This is a genomic window from Paenibacillus elgii NBRC 100335 (assembly GCF_004000865.1).
GTDB lineage: Bacteria > Bacillota > Bacilli > Paenibacillales > NBRC-103111 > Paenibacillus_G > Paenibacillus_G elgii.
Genome location: NZ_BIMB01000011.1, coordinates 1 through 23,319 on the forward strand (window position 1 = coordinate 1; position 23,319 = coordinate 23,319).

Consider the following 23,319-nt stretch of genomic DNA (forward strand, 5'->3'; position numbering starts at 1 on the left):
AGCCAGCCCGCCAGCGCGGCGCCAGCTTCGCGCGCGTCTGCGAAGCGGCCGTCGGGGCTTGCGCGCAGCAGCCGCAGCACGATCGGTGCAAGCCCGGGCGGGATCGCCGCTTCCGCTTCGCGATACGGATTTTGCGGATTGTAATACGCGCCGCCGCTCAGCAAAAAATAAAGCAGCGCGCCGAGGCCGTACAGATCGGTGTGCGGATCGCTCTGCCGCCCGTCGAACTGCTCCGGCGCGGCAAAGCCGACCGTGCCGAGCAGCACCGTATCGGCGGCTTGCTCCGCTTTAAAGCTGCGGGCGGTCCCGAAGTCGATCAAGCGCACCCGTCCGTCCGCGTCCAGCATCAGGTTGGACGGCTTCAAATCGCGGTGGATGATCGGCTCCGGGCGGAGCGAGTGCAAATAATCGAGCAGCCCGCAAAGCTGCAGCGCAATTTCCGCCGCCTGTCCCTCGCTCATGCGGCGGCCCAGCCGTTCAAAACGCTGCAGCAACGTTTCCCCTTCGATATAATCCATGACCAGATACAAAAAACCGTGGGCATTAGCGGGAACGTAATCGACGATATCCGGCAAATTCGGATGACTCAAACGGCTCATCGTTTCCGCTTCCTTGAGCAGCACGTGCCGCCGCAGCGCCGCCTCCTGGCCGCTTTCCCCTGCGGACGGGTCGTCCCCGATATACGTCTCCTTAACGGCCCACCGCTTCCCCTTCAGCTTCAAGTCTTCCGCCAGAAACACCCGGCTCATCCCGCCACTCCCCAGAGGAGCCATGATCCGGTAGCGTCCCGTCAACGTCTGACCCGGTTGTAAGCCGTAATGCAGCATGATTTCGTTCCCCCGCCTTTCGTTCGCAGACAACGACAAAAAACCGCCTTACGCATGCAAACAATGCATGACATAAGGCGGTTCTTCCGCACAATGTAATGAGATTGCTTATAAATTATCATAGTTTTACCAAAATTTCAACAACCGATTTGCCGCCGTTTATTTAGAATTTGTAAATTTCAAGCGGTTCTCCACAATATCTTAACGCACAATTAACCTTTGGATAACACCCCCGCATTATAATTAGCTCGTTCAGACCAGTCCCTGAAAGGAGCGTCCGCATGACCTTGCTCGACCGTAACGCAGCGGTTCGTCCGGCCCCAAATTCAGCCAAGAGGCAAACTGCGGCAGCCGCCGGCCGGCGAAGCCTGCGCGTGACCCAGTGGAAGGAAGCGTCGCTTGCCTATGCTTTCCTGCTACCTTCTCTTTTGCTGTTCGGTATTTTTCTGTTCTATCCTCTTTTGAAGTCGGTTTACCTCAGCCTGCATTTGACCGACCCCCGGGGGCGCATCGCCGCTTTTGCCGGCCTCGACAACTTCACCGAGCTGCTGGCCTCCGATAAATTTTATGAAAGCTTGAAAGTCACCCTGTCCTTCACGGTTCTCACCGTCCCTGTCGGCATTGCCCTTGCGCTGCTGCTCGCTGCGCTGTCCCAAGGCAAGCTTCGGGGGATGAAAGCATTCCAATTCGTGTTCTCGCTGCCTGTCGCCATTTCCGTCGGCACCGGCTCGGTCATCTGGATGATGCTGTATCATCCGACGCTGGGCACTCTCAATTATTTTTTGACGCTGCTCGGCGTGGAACCGGTCCGTTGGCTGACCGATCCGGCTTGGGCGCTCATCTCGGTCTCCATCATGACGATTTGGATGAATCTCGGCTTCAATTATATCGTCCTGCTTAGCGGCTTGCAGAGCGTACCCGAGGAAATTTACGATAGCGCCAAAATCGACGGCTCCGGCCCGCTGCGCACCTTTTTCCAGCTTACGGTGCCGCTCGTATCGCCCACGCTCTTTTTCGTCGGGATCGTCTCGGTCATTCATGCATTCCAATCGTTCGGACAAATTCACATTCTCACCAAGGGTGGCCCAATGAACAGCACCGACGTCATCGTCTTTAATATTTATCAAGATGCGTTCGTGAACTTCCGTTTCGGTATCGGCAGCGCGCAGGCGCTCATTCTGTTCGCCATCGTGCTGATTCTGACCCTCCTCCAGTACCGTTTTCTGGAAAGGAAGGTGCATTACCAATGAGTTCGCGCTTGCAAAATACGTTCGTGTACACCGTGCTCATCGTCGCTGCGGTGCTGACATTGTATCCGATCCTGTATACCGTTGCAGCCTCGTTCATGACGAACGCGGAATCGGCTTCGTATCCGCCGAAGCTGCTGCCGGGCAGCCTGCACTGGGAGAACTATATCCAAGTGCTCAAGCAAATTCCGGTCAGTCAATTTATCGCCAACAGCTTCCTTGTCTCGGGCACGATCATGCTCGGGCAGCTCGTGACGGCAAGTCTGGCCGCCTATGCATTCGCATATATGAGATTTCCGGGCAAAAGCTTCCTGTTTGCGCTGTTCCTGTCCACCATGATGATTCCGTGGGAAGTGACGATCATTCCCAATTATTTGACCGTCAAAAGCTGGGGCTGGCTCGACAGCTACCAGGGACTGATCGTGCCTTTTCTGGCAACCGCCTTCGGCACGTTTCTGCTGCGCCAATTTTTCCTGCAGCTCCCCCGCGAATTGTTCGAAGCCGCCAAAATCGACGGCTGCGGCCATCTGCGCAGCTTTATCCGGCTCGTGCTGCCGCTGGCCAAGCCCGCGCTCGCCACGCTCGGCGTATATTCGTTCCTGAGCAACTGGAACATGTACTTGTGGCCGCTGCTCGTCACGAACGGGCAATCGATGCGCACGGTCCAGATCGGCATCAGCATGCTGCAATTCGAAGAGCTGACCTATTGGAACGTCGTGCTGGCGGGCGTCGTGACGGTGCTGCTGCCGTCGCTTGTTTTGCTGCTGCTCGGTCTAAAGCAGCTCGTCCGCGGGATGACGGCCGGAGCGATCAAAGGGTAAGACATAGCGCGAGGACCGGCTCTTGGCTCGCTCCGCATGACGGAGTCGACGAGTTTCCAACCCCCTCCTCGCTCTATATATAAATAACAAATTAAAGGGAGAGATCAACCGAAATGAAGCACCTGAACAAAAAAAGCATGCTGCTTCTGCTGCTTGCTTTCGTCATGATGTTTATGGCGGCATGCGGCAACGGCACGGCGGGCAATGCTGGCGACAAGCCTGCGGCCGGCGGCGCAGAAAATAAGGAAGTGCCGAAATCCGGGGAGCCGGTCAAGGTCGTCTGGTGGCACTCGATGAGCGGCGAGCTGGGCAAAGCGGTGGACAAGCTGGTCGCCGATTTCAACGCCTCCCAGAAAAACGTCGTCGTCGAAGCCGTATTCCAAGGCACCTACGACGAAAGCTTGAACAAAATGAAAGCGTCCATGGATTCCAAAAGCGGTCCGGCGCTCATTCAGGTGTACGAAATCGGCAGCCGCTTCATGATTGACTCCAAAGCGATCACACCGATGCAAAAATTTATCGATGCTGACAAATACGATGTCTCCCAGCTTGAAGAAAACATTTTGAACTACTATACGGTGGACGGCAAGCTAAATTCGATGCCGTTCAACACGTCCAACCCGATTCTGTATTACAACAAAGACATGTTCAAAGCTGCCGGTCTCGATCCGGAAAAGCCGCCCGTCACCTACGAAGAAATCGCCGAAGCAGCCAAAAAGCTGACTAAAGACGGCAAAGCCGGCGCTTCCTTCGCCATCTACGGCTGGTTCATGGAGCAGTTCTTCGCGAACCAAGGCGCCGAGTTGCTGAACAACGGCAACGGCCGCACCAGCCCGGCAACGGAATCTTTGCTTGGCAGCGATGCCGGCGTCAACACGATGACTTGGTGGAAGCAAATGATCGACGACAAAACGATGCTGAACCTCGGCCGCAAAACCGACGATACGAAAAAAGCGTTTGCCGCCGGCCAAATCGCGATGACGCTCGATTCGACCGCTTCCCTGCGCGGGATTGTCAGTGCAGCAGAAGGCAAGTTCCAAGTCGGTACCGCCTTCCTGCCGAAGCCGAAGGACGCGAAGGATGGCGGCGTCATCGTCGGCGGCGCGAGCTTGTACATCTTGAACAACCGTTCCGAAGCGGAGCAGAAGGGCGCATGGGAGTTCATCAAATTCCTCACCGATCCGAAGCAGCAAGCTTACTGGCACGTCAACACGGGATACTTCCCGATCACGAAAAAAGCGTATGACGAGCAGCTCGTCAAGGACAATCTGACCAAATATCCGCAGTTTAAAACAGCTGTCGACCAGTTGCACCAAACGAAAGCGAACAAAGCAACGCAGGGCGCGGTTATGGGCGTGTTCCCGGAAGCCCGCCAGCTTACCGAAGGCGCAATCGAAGAAGTGCTGAACGGCAAGAAGTCTCCGAAAGAAGCGCTGGACGGCGCAGCTAAAGAAATATCGTCGAAGCTTGCACAGTATAACAAGACGGTAGCGAAATAACGTTTCACCCGGCCGACGGTCTCCCTCAAATAAGGAAGACCGTCGGTCTTTTTTGAATTTTAATTCTAAAAATATTGAATTTAAAATTCTAATATTATAGAATACACTAGAATCATTTAATTCGAAGAGGTGATTAGGTTGGACATCATTCAAGCTACGGGACGGAAGCGGGAGACGTATCAAGTGCAGCTCGAGTATTCGCTGCTGTGGGAATGCGCGATGGGGATTGCGGCTGTGACGAACACGCCGCTTCTCCATACGTTGGAGAAACCATCGGAACATTGGAAGCAGCTCAAAGCCTCGTTATCCAAAGAACTGCTGGAGCACTTGGCTTTTGTAGAGAAGCACAATACTTGGAAGGCTTTGCTTCAGTTGCTCCATCAGCAAGCTTTCACTTCCCTGCCCGATTTTCTGGCCTATATCGAGCGTTTGGCCCCGGAGGAGTTGAAAAGCATCTGTCTTCCCTATCTCGGAAAAGAGCACCAGAACTCGCGCAAGCAGGCGGCTTCCGGCGACAGGAAGGCTGCACAAAGGCTGCAGGAACTCGCAAACGGGAACCCGTTTTTCCCGGCCTATATCGATTTTATCTGCACAACCGATCCGGCGGAGCTGAAGCGTCATCTCGCGGAAGTGATGTCAGGCTGGTACGAGGCAGTTATCGAGCCGGAAGCGGAGCAGCTCCTTGCCGTTTTGACCAGAGATAGCGAAGCCAAGCGCAGCATGCAGCAAAGGATGACCCCGGAAGAGCTTGTCGAATGGGCCACGGGCGGCGTCACGTATTCGCCGGAGCCGAGTGTTCACCGGGTGCTGCTCATCCCGCAAATCGTTTACCGGCCATGGAACATCGAAGCGGATATCGAAGGGACGAAGGTCTTTCATTATCCTGTAGCGAGCGATAGCATCCATCCTGCCGACAAGTACATGCCAGACGCCTCGCTCGTTCTTAAACATAAGGCGCTCGGCGACGAAATCCGGCTGCGCATCGTCAAGCTGCTGTCCGAAGAGGACCGGAGCCTGCAAGATTTGACGGATCGGTTGAATATCGGAAAATCGACGATTCATCATCATTTGAAGCTGCTCCGTGCCGCAAGGCTGGTCGACATCCGCGATGCCAAGTACCGCGTCAAGACGAAAGCCATCGATACGCTGGCCCAAGAGCTGGCCGATTATTTACGACAAGACGAATAAAGGTGGACGGAACATGGAAGCATCGGCTGCCGGACGAAGCCCCGAGCCTTCGCTGCCGGAATTCAAAAGAAATTACCCGGTCTTCCGCTTCGTAGGAAGCAGCTTTATTTCCTACTGCGGAGATCAAATTCAGCTTATCGCGATTCCCCTGCTCGTTCTGGCGATTACGGGCTCACCGGTCAGCATGGGAATCGTAACCGCGCTCGAACGCCTGCCGGTGCTGCTGCAGCCCTTGACCGGCATCTGGTCCGACCGGTTGAACCGTAAAACGCTGCTGCTGCTCTGTGATCTCGGCAGAGGTGTCATTACGGGGCTGCTGGGCCTTCTGTTTATCATGGATTCGCTGGAAATGTGGCACGTGTACATCGCCGCCTTGGCCGCCGGCGTGCTCGGTCAAATCTATACGACGGCGCAAATCGCCTCCGTGCCGAATCTCGTCCGAAAAAGCGATTTGCAGACGGTGAATGCGGTCAATTCGGGCTTTGCGAACTTGGCCGTGCTCGCAGCGCCCGGTCTGGGAGGAATGGTGATCGGCTTATACAATCCCGGATATGCAGTGCTCGTCAACAGCGCTACGTTTTTTATCTCGTTTCTGACGGTTCTCAGCCTTCCCATCCGAAAGACGGCTGCGGGCGCCCATAAGGCAAACGGCATGTATGCAGATTTAAAAGAAGGCTTTCAGTTTGTCGTGCGGACGAAGCCGATTTTATTTACGAACCTGGCGATGCTCGTATCCGTCTTCGGAACGACCCTGTTCCTGACAATGATGGTATTTCATCTCAAAGAAACGATTCAGCTGCCTGTCGGGCGCATCGGCTGGCTTTTGTCTGCGGGAGGACTGGGGGCGGTCGGGGGAGCGCTGGTGACGGCCGTGCTGCGCAAACGATTCTCTTACCGGACCATTTTATTCGCCGCTTCCTGTCTGGGCGGGTTGTCCGTCGTCGTCTTTAGCCAATCGCAGACTTACGCCGTGCTGCTGCTGTCGAATGCGGCCGGGACGATCACCGCGTCCGCTATGAACCCGTGCATCGTGACGATCCGGCAAACGCTGACACCCGACCGGCTGTTAGGACGCGTTCAGGCGACGAGCCGGTTTATGACGTGGACGCTGATGCCGGTGGCGGCTTTTTTGGCTGGCGTGCTGGCCGAACAGTTCGGAACGCACGGGACCATTTTGCTGGGCGGCTTGCTTTCTACGGCCGGTTCACTGCTGTACCTGCATCCTTCGCTACAGGATAAACAAAAGACCTCCGCCCGATGAGGGCGAAGGCCGGAAATCATTAGTGCGGTATGAAGCGTATGCGGTGCTCTCGTTGTCGGGTGTTTTACGGATTCAGACCGTTTTTCACGATCGTTTGCAGCGTTTTGTTGCGGTCCTGCGTCACTTCCCACGTCATGGCGCCGGCAAGTCCTTTGGACTTGATGTAATCGACCTTGTGCTGAATCGATTCAGCGTCGTCGTACGAGATGAAGATGCCGCCGTTCGGCTGATACAGGAACGGTGTTTTGGTTACGTTGTTCCAGTAGCGCGTATAGCCGTTTTTGTTGATGTAGTTGGCTTCCAGATCGTAGAAGTCGAACGATCCGTTCTCCCATGTTCCTTTCTGGGATACGCCGGAGCATTGTTGATATTGGCCGTTATTCGCAGAGGCGCAGCCCTGCCAGCCTTTGCCGTAGTACGGGATGCCGAGCACCAGCTTGGAGGCCGGCACGCCGGCATTCAGATGATTCGCAACCGCCTTGTCGACGTTGAAGTTGACCGGATCTTCGCTGTTATCCGCCGAGTCGAAATACAGCGGAGCGTTGTGTCCGGACTTCGATTCCCAGCCGCCGTGGAAATCGTACGTCATGATGTTGATCCAGTCGAGCGTTTGCGCGATCTTGGACAGCTCCGTGTTGTTCACGTAATTCGGGCCTGCCCCGGAAGCAATCGTAAGCAAGTACTGCTTGCCGTCGGCCGCACCGGCGGTATTCAGCTCGCTTCTGACCGCCTGCAGCAGCAGCGTGAAGTTTTGCTTATCCTCCGGACGCTTGCTGTTGCCTGCCAAACCGCCGGTGACCGGGTACTCCCAGTCGAGATCGACGCCGTCAAACTGATATTTGCGGATGAAGTCAACCGCCGATTTGGCAAAATTGGACCGTGTCGCCGGATCGGCCGCCACGTCCGAGAACCGGTTGGACCAGCTCCAGCCGCCGACGGAAATGAGCGTCTTCAGGTTCGGATTCGCCTTTTTCAACTTGATCAATTGATTGAAGCTGCCCTTGAGCGGCTGATCCCACGTATCTCCCGGATACGACATGCCGGTATCGGCCCAAGTATCGCCCTGCACGATAGATCCGTTCGGTACGTTGATATTGCCCTTCTCATCGGCGCAAGCCCAGGTTTGCGGGTTCGGTCCGGTCGGATCCGGATTGCCGTGTTTGCCGTTCCAGCAAATGTCCGCAAAAGCATAGTTGATATGGGTAACCTTCGATGCGTCGATTTCCGGTACTTTGAAGTTGCGTCCATAGACCGCCCACGCCGGGTAGTACGTGACGATTTTCTTGCCGCCACCACCGCCGGTGCCGGAAGTCGTAACCGTAACGGCATTGCTGGCGGCGGATACGTTGCCGGCAGCGTCCTTGGCTTTCACCGTAAACGTATACGACGTCGAAGCCGTCAGACCGGTTACGGTGTACGAGGTCGTGGCAGCGCTTCCAACAAGCGTGCTGCCTTGGTACACGTCGTATCCCGTTACGCCGACATTATCGGTCGATGCCGTCCAGGTTAACGTCACGCTGCTCGACGTTACGTTGGAAGCGCTAACACCTGTCGGCGCCGTAGGAGGCGTCGTGTCGCCAGTCCCCCCGTCCGTTGTGACGGTGACGGCATTGCTGGCAGCGGATACGTTGCCGGCGGCGTCCTTAGCTTTTACCGTAAAGGTATACGAGGTCGACGGCTTCAGGCCGCTTACGGTATACGAAGTTGTGGCAGCGCTTCCAACAAGCGTCCCGCCTTGGTACACGTCATATCCCGTTACGCCGACGTTATCGGTCGATGCGCCCCAGGATAAGTTGACGGTGGTCGATGTTTTGCCGGTCACGGTCAAATTGGCCGGTGCGGTAGGAGGTTGGGTATCCGTCCCGCCGCCGCTATGCAGCTTCCACAAGGCGGGAACGTTAGGCGGCTCCCATCCGACGAGCGACGTGTGGGGCTGAAGACATTGATAGTCCGAGCCTCCGTAGGAGACGATGTCACCGGCTTTGTACGAGGTATTCGGCGCCCAAGCCGCAGCGGCGAAGGCAGCCGCAGGCAGCAGCGAAGCCAACAGCACGACGACCAGCAGCAGCGCCCAAGCTTTTCGTTTCATCATTAACTACAACAGCTCCTTTGTTTACATTTTACTTTCCGGCAAACAATCCTTTGCAATCCGGTTAATATCATCGTCGTTGATCGGGCGATATTCCTCCTCTCATCTTTCTTGCTTCCATTATCAGGGATCGCTCCCACGTTGTAACGGATAATTTCCTCCAGAAAGAGGGATAAATTTCTATAAGATCCCTGTGAATACCCGGATAACCGGCAGAGCCGTCCTTGTCTTATAAGGATCTTATAAGGACAATCAACAAAAAAAGCTTGGATGCGCCCGCCAAACGGAGCATACCCAAGCCTATAAGCCGATCCTTTTTAGTTGTTCGCCAGACCATTCTCCAGCGGCAGCCAATTCAGCACGCTTTGAATTTTGCGGTCCCAATAGCTCCAATCATGCGTCCCGGGCTCCTCCTCGTAAGTAAGCTCTAATCCGAGCTTCCGGCAATGGTCGCGGAAACGGATGTTGTCCTCGTACAAAAAATCTTCCGTGCCGCAGCATTGATACAACCTCGGCTGCCCCGCATCCGAACGCGCCAATCCGGACGCCAGCCCGAACAAATCGTTATCGCTGCCGCGCAGACTGTCCGCCGACCCGAATATCGCCGCCGTTTCCTCCCGAGACAGCCGCTCCCGCGCCATCGCTTCGATGTCCGTTACGCCAGACAAGCTGGCGGCCGCCCCGAACCGCTCGGGATGACGGAGCGCCAGCTTCAGCGCGCCGTATCCGCCCATCGACAGGCCGGCCACAAAGGTGCGTTCCCTCTCCTCTGCCAGCGGGAAGAAAGACCTCGCAAGCGCGGGCAGCTCTTCGCTGACGAACGTCCAGTACTTCGGACCGCTCGCCATGTCCGCGTAAAAGCTGCGATGCACGGCCGGCATGACAACCGCGAGTCCGAGCGGGGCTGCATACCGTTCGATGGACGTTCGGCGCAGCCAGATCGTATGATCGTCCGAGAGGCCGTGCAGCAAAAACAGCACTGGGTGCTTCCCCCCCGTACTGCGGTTGTTTAAGCCAATCTGTCCCACTGTCGTTTGAGGCAATAAAACGTACATCGACGTAGACAGCCCGAGCGATTCGGAGAAAAAATGACAATCGATAAAAGCCATGTAAAGTTACCCTCCCCGTTGTATCGGATCGTATCCCGTAATTTCCCAAACCCAGTATACCGCTTCGGACCACACCGTGCCAACGAAAAGCTGCTATGGAAACGGTGCAAGCGGGATAAAGAACTGCGCGCAAAAAAAGCCCGGCTCATCCGAGCCCGGCATCCGATTCGATTTAAAGCATCCGCCTCCGCTTGCGGGCCGGTCTCCTTTTGCCTTGTTTTCCTCCGACCGGCCTGTTCCTTGTGGTCTTCATCGCTTCGCTTAGCCTCACTTGCTGCTCCGCTGCAGCCGCATTCGCCTCGGCAATCAGATTGGCCGCCTGCTTCAACAACGGGGACATCTGTTTCGCCGACTGGTAGATCGAATTGAGTTTGTCGAAAGAGGTCAAAATTTCATCCAAGCTTTCGTTAACGCTGCGGAATACCGTAGGCAGCTTGCTCACCCTGCGCTCTCCCCTCTCGTTTATTCTTCTTGTTTTATTGTATGGGAGAGGCGCCCGGAAGGTTTAGGCGGGTGACCCGGGCGCGCCAAGCGCCTTTAAAATAAAATGCAGCGTGTGCTCCGCCGTCTCGTCTGCAAGCAGGTTCGGCAGTGACAGTAGCTCCCGGCCGCAGCCGATTTGCTTGTGGGCCAGCGTCGCTCCCATGACGAACAGCAGCGCTTGATCCAACGATTCGTAATGAAACAAGCCTTCCTTCCGGCCTTGTTCCAGCATACTGCGGGCCATGCTCCAGACGGGAGAGGTAAAGGAGTTTACCACCTCTGCACGCGGCGTATTCAGGACCATTTCCTGTTGAATGATCGTGCTCAGCTCCAGATCGGTGAGGCTGAAGCGGATGATTTCCCGAACAATGAGACTAAGCCCCCGAACCGGGTGAGCAAAAGCAGCCTCGCCTCCGGAAAGCTGCTGCCGGCCTGGAAAAAAATGCTCGAAAATGGCATGAAATACTTTTTCCTTACCGCCGAAATAATACGAGACCAAGGCGACGTTCGCGCCTGCCTCCTCGCAGATTTGCCGAACGCTTGTCCCTTCGAAGCCCTGCCGGGCAAACAGCTTCTTGGCGGCGTATAAAATACGCATTTTCATATCCGTTTCCGTCTGGGCCAACTAAAGCGTCCCCTTCCGTTTTGACTGTATAAGTTTCATTATTGTACCACAAAACCGGAAGACGGACCGGATCGCGCCCAAGCTTCCGGCCGTTTGCCCCGGTTTCCGATTACGCGTTAGCGGCCGCTGCTCCTGCGGGCTTCACGGCGGCACGCCCTTCCCTGCGCAGTCCGGTGGCAGCCAAGCCGACAACGAGGCAGCTGAGCGTAATGGCTACGAGCGCCCCCGCATCGGCCGATACGGACGGACCGCCGAACAGCACGTTCATGCCGCCGTCCACCGCATAAGTCGCAGGCAAAAATTCGCTAAACGTATGATAGAAGCCCCCAAGCAGTTCCCGCGGCACCATGGCCCCCGACGAAACCAGCTGAATCGACAGCATCGCAATATTGAAAAGCATGCCGGCCATTCCGAAGACGATAAGAAACATCTGCGAGAAGAACATGAACGCCATCAGAAACAACGTTTGGAACAGCCACAGCGATACGAAACCGGCGGCGGTCTGACCGCCCATTGCCACAACCAATGAAGAGCCGATCAGCGCGATGAACACGGCGGATACGACGTTGATGATCACCCGGGCACCGAACTTGCTCCATCTGGAGAAGCTCGGGCCGAGCATCGCGGTCGCCTGCTGTATGTTCATCCCCATAATCATCGCTCCGACGTAGGAGGCGAGCACCATCATCATCGGCACCATTTGATTATGCATGCCTTGAACCGGATTGACCGACTCGATGTTGGACTCTACCTTATCGGATATCCCTTGCGCCACGCTCTGCGCCTGGGCCGCGGGCATATTCGCTTGAACCAGCATAGCCTGCATGCCCATCGCCGCCGCTTCTTTGCCGACCGTAGCGGTTACCCCGTTCGCGACGCCCTGCATGATGCTTTTGATCAGTGCGGGATTGGATTCATTGATGTAATAATCGATCCGTCCCTTTTGTCCTTGCGCCTGCAACTGCTTGGAAAAATCGGCCGGAAGATGCAGCACCATCTGCACCTCCCGGTTGTTCAGCTTTTCTTGAGCCCGGCTCAGCGACGGCTCGCTGATCATGCGAAACGGCAGCGACGATACAAGCTGCTCCTCCACCCGCTTACCGACGCCTTGATCCTCGTTAACGACGGCGATTTTGAGCTGCTTGACGTTCTCGTTCACCCCTTGATAACCGGACATCCAGACGAGACTGAAAATAATTTGGAACATCATCGCCGTAACGATCCCGATAATCGTCGCCGGCTTTTTCAAATACGCGCGCAAAGCTTGAAACATCGTGTGTACTCTCCTCTAGGTATGTACTTTAATTAAACATTTATTTAAATTAAACGTTTGTTTAAAACAATAACACGCAAATTTTTGTCCTGTCAACCCCTTTTTCCACCCTCGCAAGGCTCCCTGCACACTTTGCGGGATGGGACGGTTTCGCCGATTGCGATCGAACCGTCGTAACGCGCGGCAATCAACGAGCAATGCTCAGATCGAAGGATGACCGGGCGTTACCGCAGGGAGCCTTGGCATAGCGGCGGTGGAGCCGGTAGAGAACTACCGAGCATGACCGCCTGCGCTACGCGTCAGCAATGGTGACGGTGCCTGCTGCGCAGGACGATGACCAACAAAATAAACAAGACGAGGATAATGCCTGTCGTTGTCCCGCACCCGCGCCAAGGATAGACGTGGTGGTGGTGTTTCTTCTTCTTCGGAATAATAACGTTGATCTCATTAATGTTGTGAACATTTGCCGTTGGATAATGCGACGTAGGAGCTACGAATGCAGGCGAGACGGCTGTCGGCATCGGAGGCATATTCGGCATCGGCGCTATATTCGGCATCGGAGCCGCGTAGGGAGCGATATTCGACATCGGAGCGGAGTAGGGAGCGATATTCGGCCCTGGCGCCGAATACGGCGATACGCTTGGAGAAGGTGGAAAATTCGACGATAATGGCGACACCATGCTCTGTTTAGGGAACGCATTCGGTTGAAACTTTTCCATACAGATGAACACCTCCGTGAAATTTACCCAAATTGCAAAGCCGGCAGCGGCGCCGGATCTGCAACTTGATTGGTTACGTGTTCCCATCGAACACACCATCAGTCTATGGTGTAGCACCTATAAGGAACACGGTATTCACCTAGCCGTGCAAAATTAGACGCTTGCCCCGAGCAGCCCCCAAGAGGACTTTCGGATCGATCGAACGGCCCATCCATCGGCGGTTTCCGGTGGATACACAAACAAAGGACAGGTCGAATGCTCTCATTCGCCTGTCCCTGTGTTGAATCTTTTAAACCCGCTTACATGGATAAGGAATCCAGCAGCATATAGATCATTTTGGCCGCTTCCGCTCTCGTCACATGGTTTCCGGAACGGAACGATCCGTCGGGGTAGCCGCTGATGATTTTTTTAGCGAAGGTTGCTTGAACGGCCTGCTGAGCCCAGTCCGGAATATCCGTTTGGTCGGTAAAGCCTGCTATCTCCTTGGTCCCGCCAGCGGAATTCTGTTCCAGTATTCTGGCGAGCACAACGACGAGCTCCGCGCGCGTAAAAGGCTGATCCGGTTTAAACCACGAGGCGCCCTTCTCCTCGTAGCCTTGAATGATTCCGGCCTGTACGGCGTCCGCAATCGCGTCCTTTGCCCAATCGGGCATCGAATCGCGGTCAACAAACCGGGTCGGCGTTCCGCTTGCTTTCAGGGCGAGCGCATCCGCAATCATTTTCACCAATTGGGCCCGGGTTACCGTCTGGTCCGGCCGGAAGGTGCTGTCCTCGAAGCCATGGATGACCCCCATCCCCACCAAGCGATCCACATAGATTGCCGCCCAGTGGCCGGTCATATCGGAGAAGCTCGTCAGACGGGTCGGGAAAACGGCGATCTTGGCAAAACGTTTCGATTCCGCCGTAATTTGACCGTTCCCTGTGACACTGCCGCCAAGATATACCCATCGAGCAAGGGTTTCATTGTAATAGTATACCGCCGGTTTCGAGCCTGCCCCGGCCTTGGACGCATCGTACGTCAAAGTGAACTTCAGCGGCTGCCCCACGAATTGACCCGTCGTGCTGGCAAACTCCACGATGGAGCCGAGACTCTCTCTCCCCGCTGTCGAAGGCGATTCGCCGGCCTGAACAACGGCCACCTTAACCGTGCCGTCTTTCGGAAGCGCACCTGCGGGGATCGTTACGGAAGCTACTCCGTTCAACTCCACCGTACCTCCACGGGATGCCATGATCTCCCGCTCCACGCTTTGTTTTTTTTGCGAAACGGTTGAACCGGTTGACGGCGCCGGGGCAGAGCCTGTTCCTCCGCCGGAAGAACCGTAATTCGTATCACCGCTGCTCTCCGAATTCGAATCGGCAGCCCGCACGGTCACGTTCACGGCAGCGGTATAGCCGCCATACGCAACGGTAATGATAGCCTGCCCTTCCTGCTTCGCTTGAATCAATCCGTCCGCCGTGACGATGACCGCGGTCGTATTGCTGCTGGCATAAGATGTACCATAGGTGGCCGCCGTCACATCCTTCGCTGTGCCGTCGGATAGCCGCGCCGTCACTTGGAGCTGCCGGCTGACCGTACCGCCCAGCTTCAGCTCCACCGCCTTCGGCGCTGCCGAAATATCCGTCACACTGACGGACGGAGGCGGCACATCGGCTTTCTCTACCGCTACCTGCACGGTATCGGAATAACTCCCATTCGTAACGGTAACGGTTGCCTGCCCTTCCCGCTTCACCTGAACCAGCCCGTCTGCGGTGACGATCGCAACATTCGCATCGCTGCTGCCGTACAACGTGCCGTAGGTGGCCGCCGTCACATCCTTCGCCGTGCCGTCTGATAGCCGCGCCGTCGCTTGCAGCTGCTGGACGATCGTACCGCCCAGCTTCAGCCGCACCTCTTTTGGCGCTGCCGAGATGCCCGTCACTTTAACGATCGGAGGCGGAACATCGGCTTTCTCTACCGCTACCTGCACGGTATAGGAATAGCTTCCATTTGTAACGGTAACGATGGCCTGCCCTTCCCGTTTCGCCTGAACCAGCCCGTCTGCAGTAACGACGGCGACATTCGCATCACTGCTGCTATACAACGTGCCGTAGATGGCCGCCGTTACATCCTTCGCGGTGCCGTCGGATAGCCGCGCCGTCGCTTGTAGCTGCTGGACGACCGTACCGCCCAGCTTCAGCCGCACTTCTTTCGGCGCTGCCGAAATGCTGGTTACAACCGGTTCCGTTCCGTACTCTATCGAAGCCTGTGCTTTCATATAGTCGTCCCAGTTTGGAAAAACGCTGAACGAATACGTTCCGGGGCCGGGATTCGTCAGCCCGGCATTCCCGCTTATCGCAACGGTTACGTCACCGAGTAAGGGAATATCCTTGGGTATGCCTACCATAAGGTTATGAGTAAAGCCGGAGTAGCTCACACTTGGAGCAGGAAGTCCATTAACGGTGACAAAGCTTGGACTGATACCGGGCGGTACTGCTATTTGCGGCGGAAATACGATCGTAACCGTATTCCCGTCATTTGCCGACAACGGCACGTTCGTCTGAAAATGAAACGTATATGGCACTTGAGACGCCCCTGCCCATTTCACGCCTGCAGCCACGGTGAAATTCTGGGCTGTAGGCGGCGCAATCAACAGTTGCACGGTAGCAGGCTTGGTCGTTCGAGAAGTGGTTACCTGCATATCGTATGTTCCGTACTTTTGATCGAACCGGTTCGGCAGCTCGAATACGAGATGATAGTCCGGGTCGAGATAATAATTAGACGGCAGTACAAATTGCAGCTGGTTATCGGCTAGACGGGTTATTGAGGCAGCGGTGCCGTCCAGCTCCACCCCCTCGGACGGCCAATCCAGCCGAATGTCGCCGGGAGAGACGGACGGATCTGCCAATAACGTTCCCGGAGGACTGGTAACGGTGACAGTGTCTCCCGCTTTCAAAATTGTCGGACTGGCGAACATAAACCTTAAATTGCCGTTTTGTGCAATCAATACATACCCCTTATCCCCCAACGGGTTATCGGCCAAGGAAGCGCCGGACGCCGAAATGATGCCGATCCGCCGGGTAGCCGACAGCGGGTCTACGCTGGTGGACAAACCAAAATCGTAATATCCGGGCGAAGCGGGGTTCTTGATTTGTGCCGAAGCATCGATATCGATAGCAGCGCCGGAGTAGCTCGGCAGCGCGACGGACGGCTGAAGAATCAGCTGATTGCCGTTCACAACCGCCGAGGAGACCGCCATGCCGTTAATTTTTATGCTGGGCGCGCCAATTGAAGCAGGCAGGCTCATTCCCTGCGGAAACGTGATTGTGATCCTGGCATTGTCCGCAGGATCGATCTTTTGCATAACGGTAAACTTAAAATGATACCCCGTCGCGGTAGCGGTCGCATACGTATCGGCATCCGGGTAATAATTCGCAACGCTGCGCATGTAGATGCTGTGCTGTGCCGTCAGCGGAGCGGTGTTGGAGGATGCGGCGATAGCGAACTCCTCAAGTCCGGGAGAGCGGTGATGATAATCAGGCGTGATCAAGAAATTCGCCAAGCGAATGTCCACGCTCGCACCGGCCGGTACATTTTTGGATAAGCGGAAAGCCAGCGCCGGATGCCAGTCCGGAGACAATTGCGTTGTCACGGCATCGAACAGGCTGTCCGGCGCTCCGCCTACGGTAGAATTCACACTAGCGCCGGGAACGGTAACATTGGGCGACCAGAAAAAGCCCGAATTGCCTAAGAAATTATATTGATAAGGCAGCTGCACTTGAATTGTATCTCCGGCTTGCAGCTCTTCTGTCGGCGAAAATGCGAAGTGATAGACGGGGGTCTCCTTCGTATAATTTCCCGAACCGAGCCAGTAGCCGCTGTAATAAACCGTATCCTCGGCCGTAACCGAAAACGGATTGAACGAGCTGCCGCTTAAGCCGGAGCCGCTCGCTCTGGCGGGAGCGTCCCAGACCAAAGCAAGGAGCGCGGCAATAAGCGCATAAGTCATAACGATGCGCAGAGGCATAAGTTTTTTTTGTAACCAAGCTGAAACCATCGGCATTCTCCTTTATGTGTTGGATAAATCCATTTATCAATCTACCAGCCTTCATTTAAAACTGGTTAAAAAAACGTCTATGCGATAATATTTTTCGACAAGTGGTTAGGGGCGAGAGTGGAGCTTTGACAGAGGCTTCGTCCGGAAGGGAATAAAAAAACGACCGCCCGGAACGGGACAGTCGTTGCATTGTGGCTTATAGATACGGATTGTGCTCGCGCTCGTAGCCGATCGTCGTCCGGCTTCCGTGCCCCGGGTAGACGATCGTCTCATCCGGCAGCTTGAGCAGCTTGTCATGAATCGAGTCCAGCAGATCCTGCTGATCGCCACCGGGCAGATCGGTGCGTCCGACCGACAGCCGGAACAGCACGTCGCCGCCGAACAGATGATTTCCGTAGAGCAAGCTGACGCTTCCGGGGGAATGGCCTGGCGTATGCAGTACTTGGAAGACGAGACCGAGCAGCTTAAGCTTCTGCCCGTCGTCCAGCGCATACTCCGCCGGGTCGGTCGTGATCGGCCCGCCCAGCTCCGGCCACATCACGGAGCCGTTGCGCTTCGGGTTCGTCAGCCAGTCCGCTTCCGCATCGTGCAAGTACACGGGGCAGCCCTTCAGACGCCGCACGGCGTCCACACCTCCGATATGATCGAAATGAGCGTGCGTCAGGACAATCGCTTCGATCTCCATGCCTTCGATCCGCTTGAGCAGCGGCTGCGGGTTCATCCCGGGATCGATGACGAAGCCGCGGTTCTCTTCGGGCAAGGAGACGAGATAAGCGTTTGTTTGCAGCGGCCCGAGCGGGAAGGTTTCGATTTTGATTTGCTTCGTTTCCATAGGGTGACGAGCTCCTTTACATATACGTCGGATGACGGACTAGAATGTGGACAGCAGCTCGCGCAGCTCTTTCACGATCACCGTCTGGTAGCCGGTTCCTTCGCCGTACTGCTTGACCATTTCCTGACGGGCGATCTGGATTTTATCGTTGTAATCCGGCGCTTCGCGGTCCGGGTTCTCCTGCTTGAACTTGTTCATGACCGCTTGCACGTTCGCCGGGCGCGGCCCCCAATGGCCGAGGACGAAACCGCTGAAATCGGTAAAAATGACGATCGGAATCGCTTCTCCGCCGCCGGTCAGGAACTGAGCCATCACGTCCGGATGCTCTTCCTTGATCAGCACCTCCGTCGGAATGCCGGAGATTTCGAGCGCGCGGAACACGGCAGGAACATTGCGCACCACGTCGCCGCACCAGTCCGCCGCAAGGATAAGGCAGCGGAGATCGTCGCGGTTATTGAGCGATTCGAAAAACTCCTTGTCCTCTTCGCTTTCCCATACGAACAGATCGTACCACTCTTTGAATTTCTCCTGATTTTTCGTCATGCCGTCCGTAAACTGCTGCGGGGACAAGCCTTGGCGCAGCTTGGCGCTCAAGTTTTTGCTCATAACGTTTCTCCTCCTTCGGTATGTTCACACTATGGTTCATTGTACCAAAAAAAAGAGTCCGCTCCAATCAAAAGGAGACGGACCGGGCTCGCTATTTGCTGTTTTCTTTGATCAGTTTTTCGATGGACGCTACCTCGGCGGCGCTTAACGTCCGCTTCGGTTTGTAGGTCTTGATGTGATGGACGAGGCGGTCCAGCTTGAGCGTCGCAAATGCCGGGCTCGTCCCGACAAGACGGCAGTTCGGGTGGGTGAAGCATACGATGCCGACCAAATCGGCCTGTATCCGGTGCTGCTTGAACAGCTCCTTCAGCACATACTCGTGGCGGTACAGCTGCGCCGTCGGATCTTGGCTGTGCGGCTCGTCCTGCTTTCCGCGGTCGGAATGCGGTTTGACGCGTTCGACTCCCTCGCCGGTAAAATGAATGTCCCCCGACCAATGCTTCGAGTCGATATGGAACACCCCGTTGGGCCCGACCACGATATGGTCGAATTCCTGCGTACCGCCGCCCGCATGAACGCGGCGTCCATGCAAAACGCGGTACTCTGCGCCGATATATTTGAGCTGGTGGGCTGTGCTTTTCTCGCCTTCCACACCGTAGCCGTTGTTCGTGTCGGCGCGGTGGCCCTTTTTGCCGCCGGACTTTTTGCGGGTCAGCACTTTCCACAGCACATACAGCACAGCAATGACGGCAACGGCGATCAGAGCCGGTTTCGTGTAAGGTGCCGCCACTTCATCAATCTGCTCCCAGTTGTCTCCAAGGGCCCGTCCAAGGTAAACGAACAGAATCGCCCAAGGAATCGTGCCGAGAAGCGTATAGAACAAAAACTTCCACATGGGCATCCGCGCCATGCCAGCCGGGATGGAAATCGCCTGCCGCAGCACGGGGACGAACCGGGCCAGAAACACCATGCCGGGACCGTACTTGTTGAACCAGCCCTCCGCAATATCGAAATGCTTGCTCTTTATATGGAGAAGTTTGCCGAATTTGTTCAAGGCCGGTCGGCCGCCATATCGCCCGATCCAGTACAAGATCACTTGTTGAAACAAGCAGCCGATCGTGCCGAATACGATGGCGCCCACCAGGGATACTTCCCCGCGGGAAACCAGGTACCCTCCGTAAGCGAGGACGATTTCGCTCGGAATCACTTCAAGCATCAAGCCCAGCAAAATTCCCCATACGCCCAGCCCTTCAATAAACAGAAGCGCCGATTGAATCAAGTCATGCAGCATTGCTCAGCCCTCTTCCTCTCCGAATACGTATTGGTCCGTTCTCTCTCTCAACCTATCTTATTCTATCATAACCTCTCTCATGCCGCATCCCAGCAAATATCGGTGCAGCAGCTGCGCCGCCCGGCTCGCTTCGCGCGGTTTATGGCGGATTAAGCCGTGGCAGATCGGCTGCCTGCCGAGCGGCGCGCACTCCGCCAGCACGCCGGCCGCCAGCTCCGCCGCGACGGCGGAACGCGGGACGAACGCAAGCGCCCAACCGCTGCATACGGCGCGCTTGATCATGTCCATCGAGGCGAATTCCGCCCGCCCGGCCGGAGCCGTTCGCTGCACGGCAAGCTGAGCCTCGGCGGCCTGCGAGTACATGCATCGTTCGCCGAAGCCGGCGATGCGCATCCGGCGGATCGCGTTCCAGCCTTCGCGGCCGACAGTCTCTGCCTCGCGCGGCGCGGCGATCCACAGCAGCTCGTCTTCGAGCAGCGGATCGAACGTGAGATCCGCTGCGCACGGGTCTGCGGGAACAAGCCCCATATCAGCCTGCCGCAACCGTACGGCTTCCAGCGTCTCCGCTTGAAAGCCGGCTTCGACCTGCACATCGATGTCCGGATAAGCGTCCATGAACGAGCGGAGCGGACCCCACAGCGCAGTCGCGGCGAACGATTCGAGCACCCGCAGCCGCACGGTTCCCCGGGGAGCGCCTTCCTCGTTCATTTCTTCCTCCAGCTCGCGCCCGAGCTGCATAAACCGGCGTGCATAGACCTCAAGCCTGCGGCCCGCTCCGGTAAGCTCCACGCCGCGGGGAAGCCGGTCGAACAGCTTTTGCCCGGCCGCTTCCTCCAGCTGACGCATTTGCGAGGTTACCGTGGACTGCACATAACCGAGCCGCTCGGCGGCTTTACTGAAGCTTTTCTCTTCCAGCACGGCCAGAAACGTCACCAAAAAACGGCCTTCCAATTTTTCAATCATACCTTATACGAGCTCCTTCTCCACAGGTTTCGTAAACAGACGAAAAATTGCGGGAAACAAAAGCTTAGATATCGATAAATGAAATGAATAGCATCGATAACATTCGTTTCACAAATGAATTACTTTCATGCTAGCATAACGTTAATCATTTCGTCCAGAACAATTAGATAAAGGAGAATGCCCCATGAATCCATCCTCAACAACGCCGTCGGCGCTGCGCAAAGGAATCGCCTACGGGCTGCAGGGAGCCGGAGCGTTCCTGGCCGTGCTGGCCGCTCTGCTGCTCGGGCAGTGGAGCGAAGTCGCGCTCCTGATGGCTCCCTTCGGAGCCTCATGCGTGCTCGCTTTCGCCGTCCCCGACAGCCCGCTTGCCCAGCCTCGCAGCATCGTCGGCGGCCATCTGCTCAGCACCGCCATCGGGCTTGTGCTGCTGCACACGGCAGGCTTTCACGCCTGGTCCGCCGCGCTTGCCCTGGGGCTGGCCATTACGGCGATGCAGTGGACGCGCACGCTGCATCCGCCGGCCGGCGCCGATCCGCTTCTCGTCATGATGGCCGGTTCCGCTTGGAGCTTCTTATGGAGCCCAGTGCTGCTCGGCTCTCTGCTGATCGTTGCCGTCGCTTGGGGCTACCACCGGGTATGCCGCCGCACTTATCCGCAGCGCTGGCTGTAAACCCGGCGCTGCGACAAACAAAAACAGGTTTCGACACAGACATTTGACCCGTTTGTCGAAACCTGTTTACTTTTTTACATGTCAGACTTATAATTGTTGTGACAATTAATTCGGAATAAAGGGGGTGCTGCGATTGAATTCTAACCCGCACGAATGGTCCATCGGCTTCATTATCGGCCAAACGTACCGGAAGATGCTGAACGTCTTGACCTCACGGCTGAAAGAGCACGACATGACGCCGGAGCAGTTTTCGGTGCTGTGCCGCCTGCACGAATCGGACGGCATCAGCCAGAAAGAAATCGCTGACCGTACGGTGAAAGATCAGCCTACGACCGCGCGCATCTTGGACTGTCTGATCCGCAAAGAACTGGTGCGCAAGCAAACGAGCGCGACGGACCGGAGATCGTTTCTCGTCTATCTGACGGAGCACGGCCGGCATAAGCTCCAAGTGCTGATGCCAATCGAACGGCAAACGATCGAAGATATTTTCTCTTGGATGTCCGAATCGGAGCTCGAAGCCTTCAGACAGACTCATCTTCGGTTGATAACCCATCTGGATACTCTACTGAAACCTTAAGACTAGGAGAACCGCTTCATGAAGGAACAACACGACATACCCGCTTCAAAATTGTGGACCCGGGACTTCGTCCTGCTTACAGTCAGCAATTTATTTTTGTATTTGAATCTGCAAATGATCACACCGTCGCTGCCCGCCTATGTCACCGAACAGTTCGGAGCGGGCCAGTGGACCGTCAGTCTGGTCATCAGCTTGTTCGCTTTATCGGCCATCGTCACCCGCTTCTTCGCCGGCGCCTGGCTTAAACGCGGGCGAACCGCGCTTATTCTGCTGCTTGGCCTTACCGTCTATATGCTGGCAACGGCGAGCTATTACGCCGCCGGAACGTTGGCTTTATTTCTGCTCATCCGCATCTTGTACGGCATCGGCTTCGGCGTGTCCAGCACGGCGTTCGGCACGATGGTATCCGATATTATTCCGATCCGGCGGATGGGCGAAGGGATGGGGTACTTCGGCCTGTCGACGAGCCTCTCGATGTCGGCTGCTCCGGTCATCGGGCTGTGGCTGCTCGGCAGCTACGGGTTCAGCACGCTGATTCTCGTCTCGACGCTGCTCGCGATCCTGATCATCCCGCTGTCGCTGCTGATCCGCAGCACCCCGTCCGCTTCGAAGCCGGCGACCGCCCCTTCACCGGCCGCTGCTCCGGATACGCGCGGAACGTACAGACGGGTCGCGCTGCCCTGTTTTCTGAACATGCTGCTTTCGATTACGTACGGGGGCTTGATCAGCTACCTCGCCTTGTTCGGCAAAGCGGTGCATATCGGGAACGTTGGCTGGTTCTTTCTATGCAATGCCGGAGCGGTGTTGCTCGTTCGCCCGGTCTCCGGCAAAATTTTCGATAAAAAAGGCCATTTCGCCGTCCTGCCTCCCGGCGCGCTCATGGTAGCCGTCGGACTCGTATTGCTATCGTATACATCCAGCATGACCGGACTTCTCGCCTCGGCGTTGTGCTACGGTATCGGCTACGGCATCTTGCAACCATCGCTGCAGGCTTGGACCGTGAAGCAGGTAAGCCCGGAAATGCGCGGTACGGCGAACGGAACGTTCTACAACTCGATCGATCTCGGGATCGCGCTCGGCTCCCTGCTGCTGGGCGGCATCGCTTCGGGGACAAGCTATTCCACGATGTATCTGCTATCGGCGCTGGCGATGCTTCTATTTCTGGCCATCTACGTCTCGGGTACGCTGGTCAAAGGCAAGCCTCAAGCCTCCGCGCTGCGTAAATAACCGAATGCCGCATTGAGCTACCCGCACCAAAAGGA

Annotated in this window: 20 protein-coding genes and 1 pseudogene; 8 read left to right on the forward strand and 13 right to left on the reverse strand. The window is 56.2% G+C overall.

Features of this window, described 5'->3' with window-relative positions:
* On the reverse strand, window positions 1–860 hold an 860-nt coding region (locus PEL01S_RS10615), incomplete at its 3' end, for a serine/threonine-protein kinase (RefSeq protein ID WP_255320096.1).
* Window positions 861–1,108: 248 nt separating this feature from the next.
* Between PEL01S_RS10615 and PEL01S_RS10620 the strand changes: the two genes are divergently transcribed.
* The 5 genes from PEL01S_RS10620 to PEL01S_RS10640 all read left to right on the forward strand — a co-directional run bounded on the left by PEL01S_RS10620 (window position 1,109) and on the right by PEL01S_RS10640 (window position 6,843).
* Window positions 1,109–2,077: a carbohydrate ABC transporter permease gene (locus PEL01S_RS10620; protein ID WP_127460275.1), complete on the forward strand. Its 969-nt coding sequence runs from the start codon at window positions 1,109–1,111 to the stop codon at window positions 2,075–2,077.
* A complete protein-coding gene (locus tag PEL01S_RS10625; protein ID WP_127460276.1) occupies window positions 2,074–2,895 on the forward strand; it encodes a carbohydrate ABC transporter permease in 822 nt (273 codons plus the stop codon). The genes PEL01S_RS10620 and PEL01S_RS10625 overlap by 4 nt, the downstream gene beginning before the upstream one ends.
* A gap of 113 nt (window positions 2,896–3,008) precedes the next feature.
* On the forward strand, window positions 3,009–4,394 hold the full coding sequence (locus tag PEL01S_RS10630) for an ABC transporter substrate-binding protein (RefSeq protein ID WP_127460277.1): 1,386 nt from the start codon (window positions 3,009–3,011) through the stop codon (window positions 4,392–4,394).
* A 138-nt stretch (window positions 4,395–4,532) separates the two neighbouring features.
* Window positions 4,533–5,582 (forward strand): ArsR/SmtB family transcription factor, encoded by a 1,050-nt coding sequence (locus tag PEL01S_RS10635; protein WP_127460278.1) that lies wholly within the window; start codon window positions 4,533–4,535, stop codon window positions 5,580–5,582.
* A 13-nt stretch (window positions 5,583–5,595) separates the two neighbouring features.
* Window positions 5,596–6,843, forward strand: coding sequence for an MFS transporter (locus PEL01S_RS10640; protein ID WP_063180232.1), 1,248 nt, complete (start codon window positions 5,596–5,598; stop codon window positions 6,841–6,843).
* A gap of 64 nt (window positions 6,844–6,907) precedes the next feature.
* Here the strand turns inward: PEL01S_RS10640 and PEL01S_RS10645 are convergent, their stop codons facing one another.
* From PEL01S_RS10645 to PEL01S_RS10695, 12 genes and pseudogenes are all read right to left on the reverse strand, one after another.
* The gene (locus tag PEL01S_RS10645; RefSeq protein ID WP_127460279.1) at window positions 6,908–8,935 is read right to left on the reverse strand and encodes a glycosyl hydrolase family 18 protein; all 2,028 of its coding nucleotides are present in this window, start codon (window positions 8,933–8,935) and stop codon (window positions 6,908–6,910) included.
* Window positions 8,936–9,249: 314 nt separating this feature from the next.
* Complete coding sequence (locus PEL01S_RS10650) at window positions 9,250–10,041, reverse strand: alpha/beta hydrolase (RefSeq protein WP_127460280.1); 792 nt, start codon at window positions 10,039–10,041, stop codon at window positions 9,250–9,252.
* A 172-nt stretch (window positions 10,042–10,213) separates the two neighbouring features.
* Entirely contained in the window at window positions 10,214–10,483 is a 270-nt protein-coding gene (locus PEL01S_RS10655; RefSeq protein WP_127460281.1) for a hypothetical protein, read from the reverse strand.
* 63 nt (window positions 10,484–10,546) lie between these two features.
* Window positions 10,547–11,149, reverse strand: a complete 603-nt coding sequence (locus PEL01S_RS10660) for a TetR family transcriptional regulator (protein WP_127460282.1) — start codon at window positions 11,147–11,149, stop codon at window positions 10,547–10,549.
* A 109-nt stretch (window positions 11,150–11,258) separates the two neighbouring features.
* Complete coding sequence (locus tag PEL01S_RS10665; protein WP_127460283.1) at window positions 11,259–12,422, reverse strand: YhgE/Pip domain-containing protein; 1,164 nt, start codon at window positions 12,420–12,422, stop codon at window positions 11,259–11,261.
* Between the two features lie 299 nt (window positions 12,423–12,721).
* Window positions 12,722–13,141 (reverse strand): hypothetical protein, encoded by a 420-nt coding sequence (locus PEL01S_RS10670; RefSeq protein ID WP_127460284.1) that lies wholly within the window; start codon window positions 13,139–13,141, stop codon window positions 12,722–12,724.
* A gap of 299 nt (window positions 13,142–13,440) precedes the next feature.
* Window positions 13,441–17,175, reverse strand: a complete 3,735-nt coding sequence (locus PEL01S_RS10675; protein ID WP_164824270.1) for an S-layer homology domain-containing protein — start codon at window positions 17,173–17,175, stop codon at window positions 13,441–13,443.
* A gap of 196 nt (window positions 17,176–17,371) precedes the next feature.
* Window positions 17,372–18,007 carry an MBL fold metallo-hydrolase gene (locus PEL01S_RS10680; RefSeq protein ID WP_127460286.1) on the reverse strand — a complete coding sequence of 212 codons (636 nt, stop codon included), beginning with the start codon at window positions 18,005–18,007 and terminating at the stop codon, window positions 17,372–17,374.
* A gap of 39 nt (window positions 18,008–18,046) precedes the next feature.
* The gene (locus tag PEL01S_RS10685) at window positions 18,047–18,613 is read right to left on the reverse strand and encodes a thioredoxin family protein (protein WP_010499183.1); all 567 of its coding nucleotides are present in this window, start codon (window positions 18,611–18,613) and stop codon (window positions 18,047–18,049) included.
* 91 nt (window positions 18,614–18,704) lie between these two features.
* Entirely contained in the window at window positions 18,705–19,271 is a 567-nt protein-coding gene (locus tag PEL01S_RS35200; protein WP_255320101.1) for a nuclease-related domain-containing protein, read from the reverse strand.
* A pseudogene (gene uptA, locus PEL01S_RS35205) lies at window positions 19,248–19,844 on the reverse strand (undecaprenyl phosphate transporter UptA); the annotation flags it as partial. The gene PEL01S_RS35200 and the pseudogene uptA, both read right to left, overlap by 24 nt.
* Window positions 19,845–19,901: 57 nt before the next feature.
* Window positions 19,902–20,807, reverse strand: a complete 906-nt coding sequence (locus PEL01S_RS10695; RefSeq protein WP_127460288.1) for a LysR family transcriptional regulator — start codon at window positions 20,805–20,807, stop codon at window positions 19,902–19,904.
* 184 nt (window positions 20,808–20,991) lie between these two features.
* On the opposite strand from PEL01S_RS10695, the gene PEL01S_RS10700 reads away from it, so the two are divergent.
* The 3 genes from PEL01S_RS10700 to PEL01S_RS10710 all read left to right on the forward strand — a co-directional run bounded on the left by PEL01S_RS10700 (window position 20,992) and on the right by PEL01S_RS10710 (window position 23,284).
* Complete coding sequence (locus tag PEL01S_RS10700) at window positions 20,992–21,480, forward strand: HPP family protein (protein ID WP_063180212.1); 489 nt, start codon at window positions 20,992–20,994, stop codon at window positions 21,478–21,480.
* 124 nt (window positions 21,481–21,604) lie between these two features.
* A complete protein-coding gene (locus PEL01S_RS10705; protein ID WP_255320097.1) occupies window positions 21,605–22,057 on the forward strand; it encodes a MarR family winged helix-turn-helix transcriptional regulator in 453 nt (150 codons plus the stop codon).
* Window positions 22,058–22,075: 18 nt separating this feature from the next.
* The gene (locus PEL01S_RS10710) at window positions 22,076–23,284 is read left to right on the forward strand and encodes an MFS transporter (protein ID WP_127460290.1); all 1,209 of its coding nucleotides are present in this window, start codon (window positions 22,076–22,078) and stop codon (window positions 23,282–23,284) included.
* Window positions 23,285–23,319 lie beyond the last annotated feature (35 nt).

Coding starts and splice junctions, on each gene's coding strand:
- PEL01S_RS10620 (WP_127460275.1), top strand. CDS start 1,109: ATGACCTTGCTCGACCGTAACGCAGCGGTTCGTCCGGCCCCAAATTCA.
- PEL01S_RS10625 (WP_127460276.1), top strand. CDS start 2,074: ATGAGTTCGCGCTTGCAAAATACGTTCGTGTACACCGTGCTCATCGTC.
- PEL01S_RS10630 (WP_127460277.1), top strand. CDS start 3,009: ATGAAGCACCTGAACAAAAAAAGCATGCTGCTTCTGCTGCTTGCTTTC.
- PEL01S_RS10640 (WP_063180232.1), top strand. CDS start 5,596: ATGGAAGCATCGGCTGCCGGACGAAGCCCCGAGCCTTCGCTGCCGGAA.
- PEL01S_RS10645 (WP_127460279.1), bottom strand. CDS start 8,935: ATGATGAAACGAAAAGCTTGGGCGCTGCTGCTGGTCGTCGTGCTGTTG.
- PEL01S_RS10650 (WP_127460280.1), bottom strand. CDS start 10,041: ATGGCTTTTATCGATTGTCATTTTTTCTCCGAATCGCTCGGGCTGTCT.
- PEL01S_RS10665 (WP_127460283.1), bottom strand. CDS start 12,422: ATGTTTCAAGCTTTGCGCGCGTATTTGAAAAAGCCGGCGACGATTATC.
- PEL01S_RS10670 (WP_127460284.1), bottom strand. CDS start 13,141: ATGGAAAAGTTTCAACCGAATGCGTTCCCTAAACAGAGCATGGTGTCG.
- PEL01S_RS10675 (WP_164824270.1), bottom strand. CDS start 17,175: ATGGTTTCAGCTTGGTTACAAAAAAAACTTATGCCTCTGCGCATCGTT.
- PEL01S_RS10680 (WP_127460286.1), bottom strand. CDS start 18,007: ATGGAAACGAAGCAAATCAAAATCGAAACCTTCCCGCTCGGGCCGCTG.
- PEL01S_RS10685 (WP_010499183.1), bottom strand. CDS start 18,613: ATGAGCAAAAACTTGAGCGCCAAGCTGCGCCAAGGCTTGTCCCCGCAG.
- PEL01S_RS10695 (WP_127460288.1), bottom strand. CDS start 20,807: ATGATTGAAAAATTGGAAGGCCGTTTTTTGGTGACGTTTCTGGCCGTG.
- PEL01S_RS10700 (WP_063180212.1), top strand. CDS start 20,992: ATGAATCCATCCTCAACAACGCCGTCGGCGCTGCGCAAAGGAATCGCC.
- PEL01S_RS10710 (WP_127460290.1), top strand. CDS start 22,076: ATGAAGGAACAACACGACATACCCGCTTCAAAATTGTGGACCCGGGAC.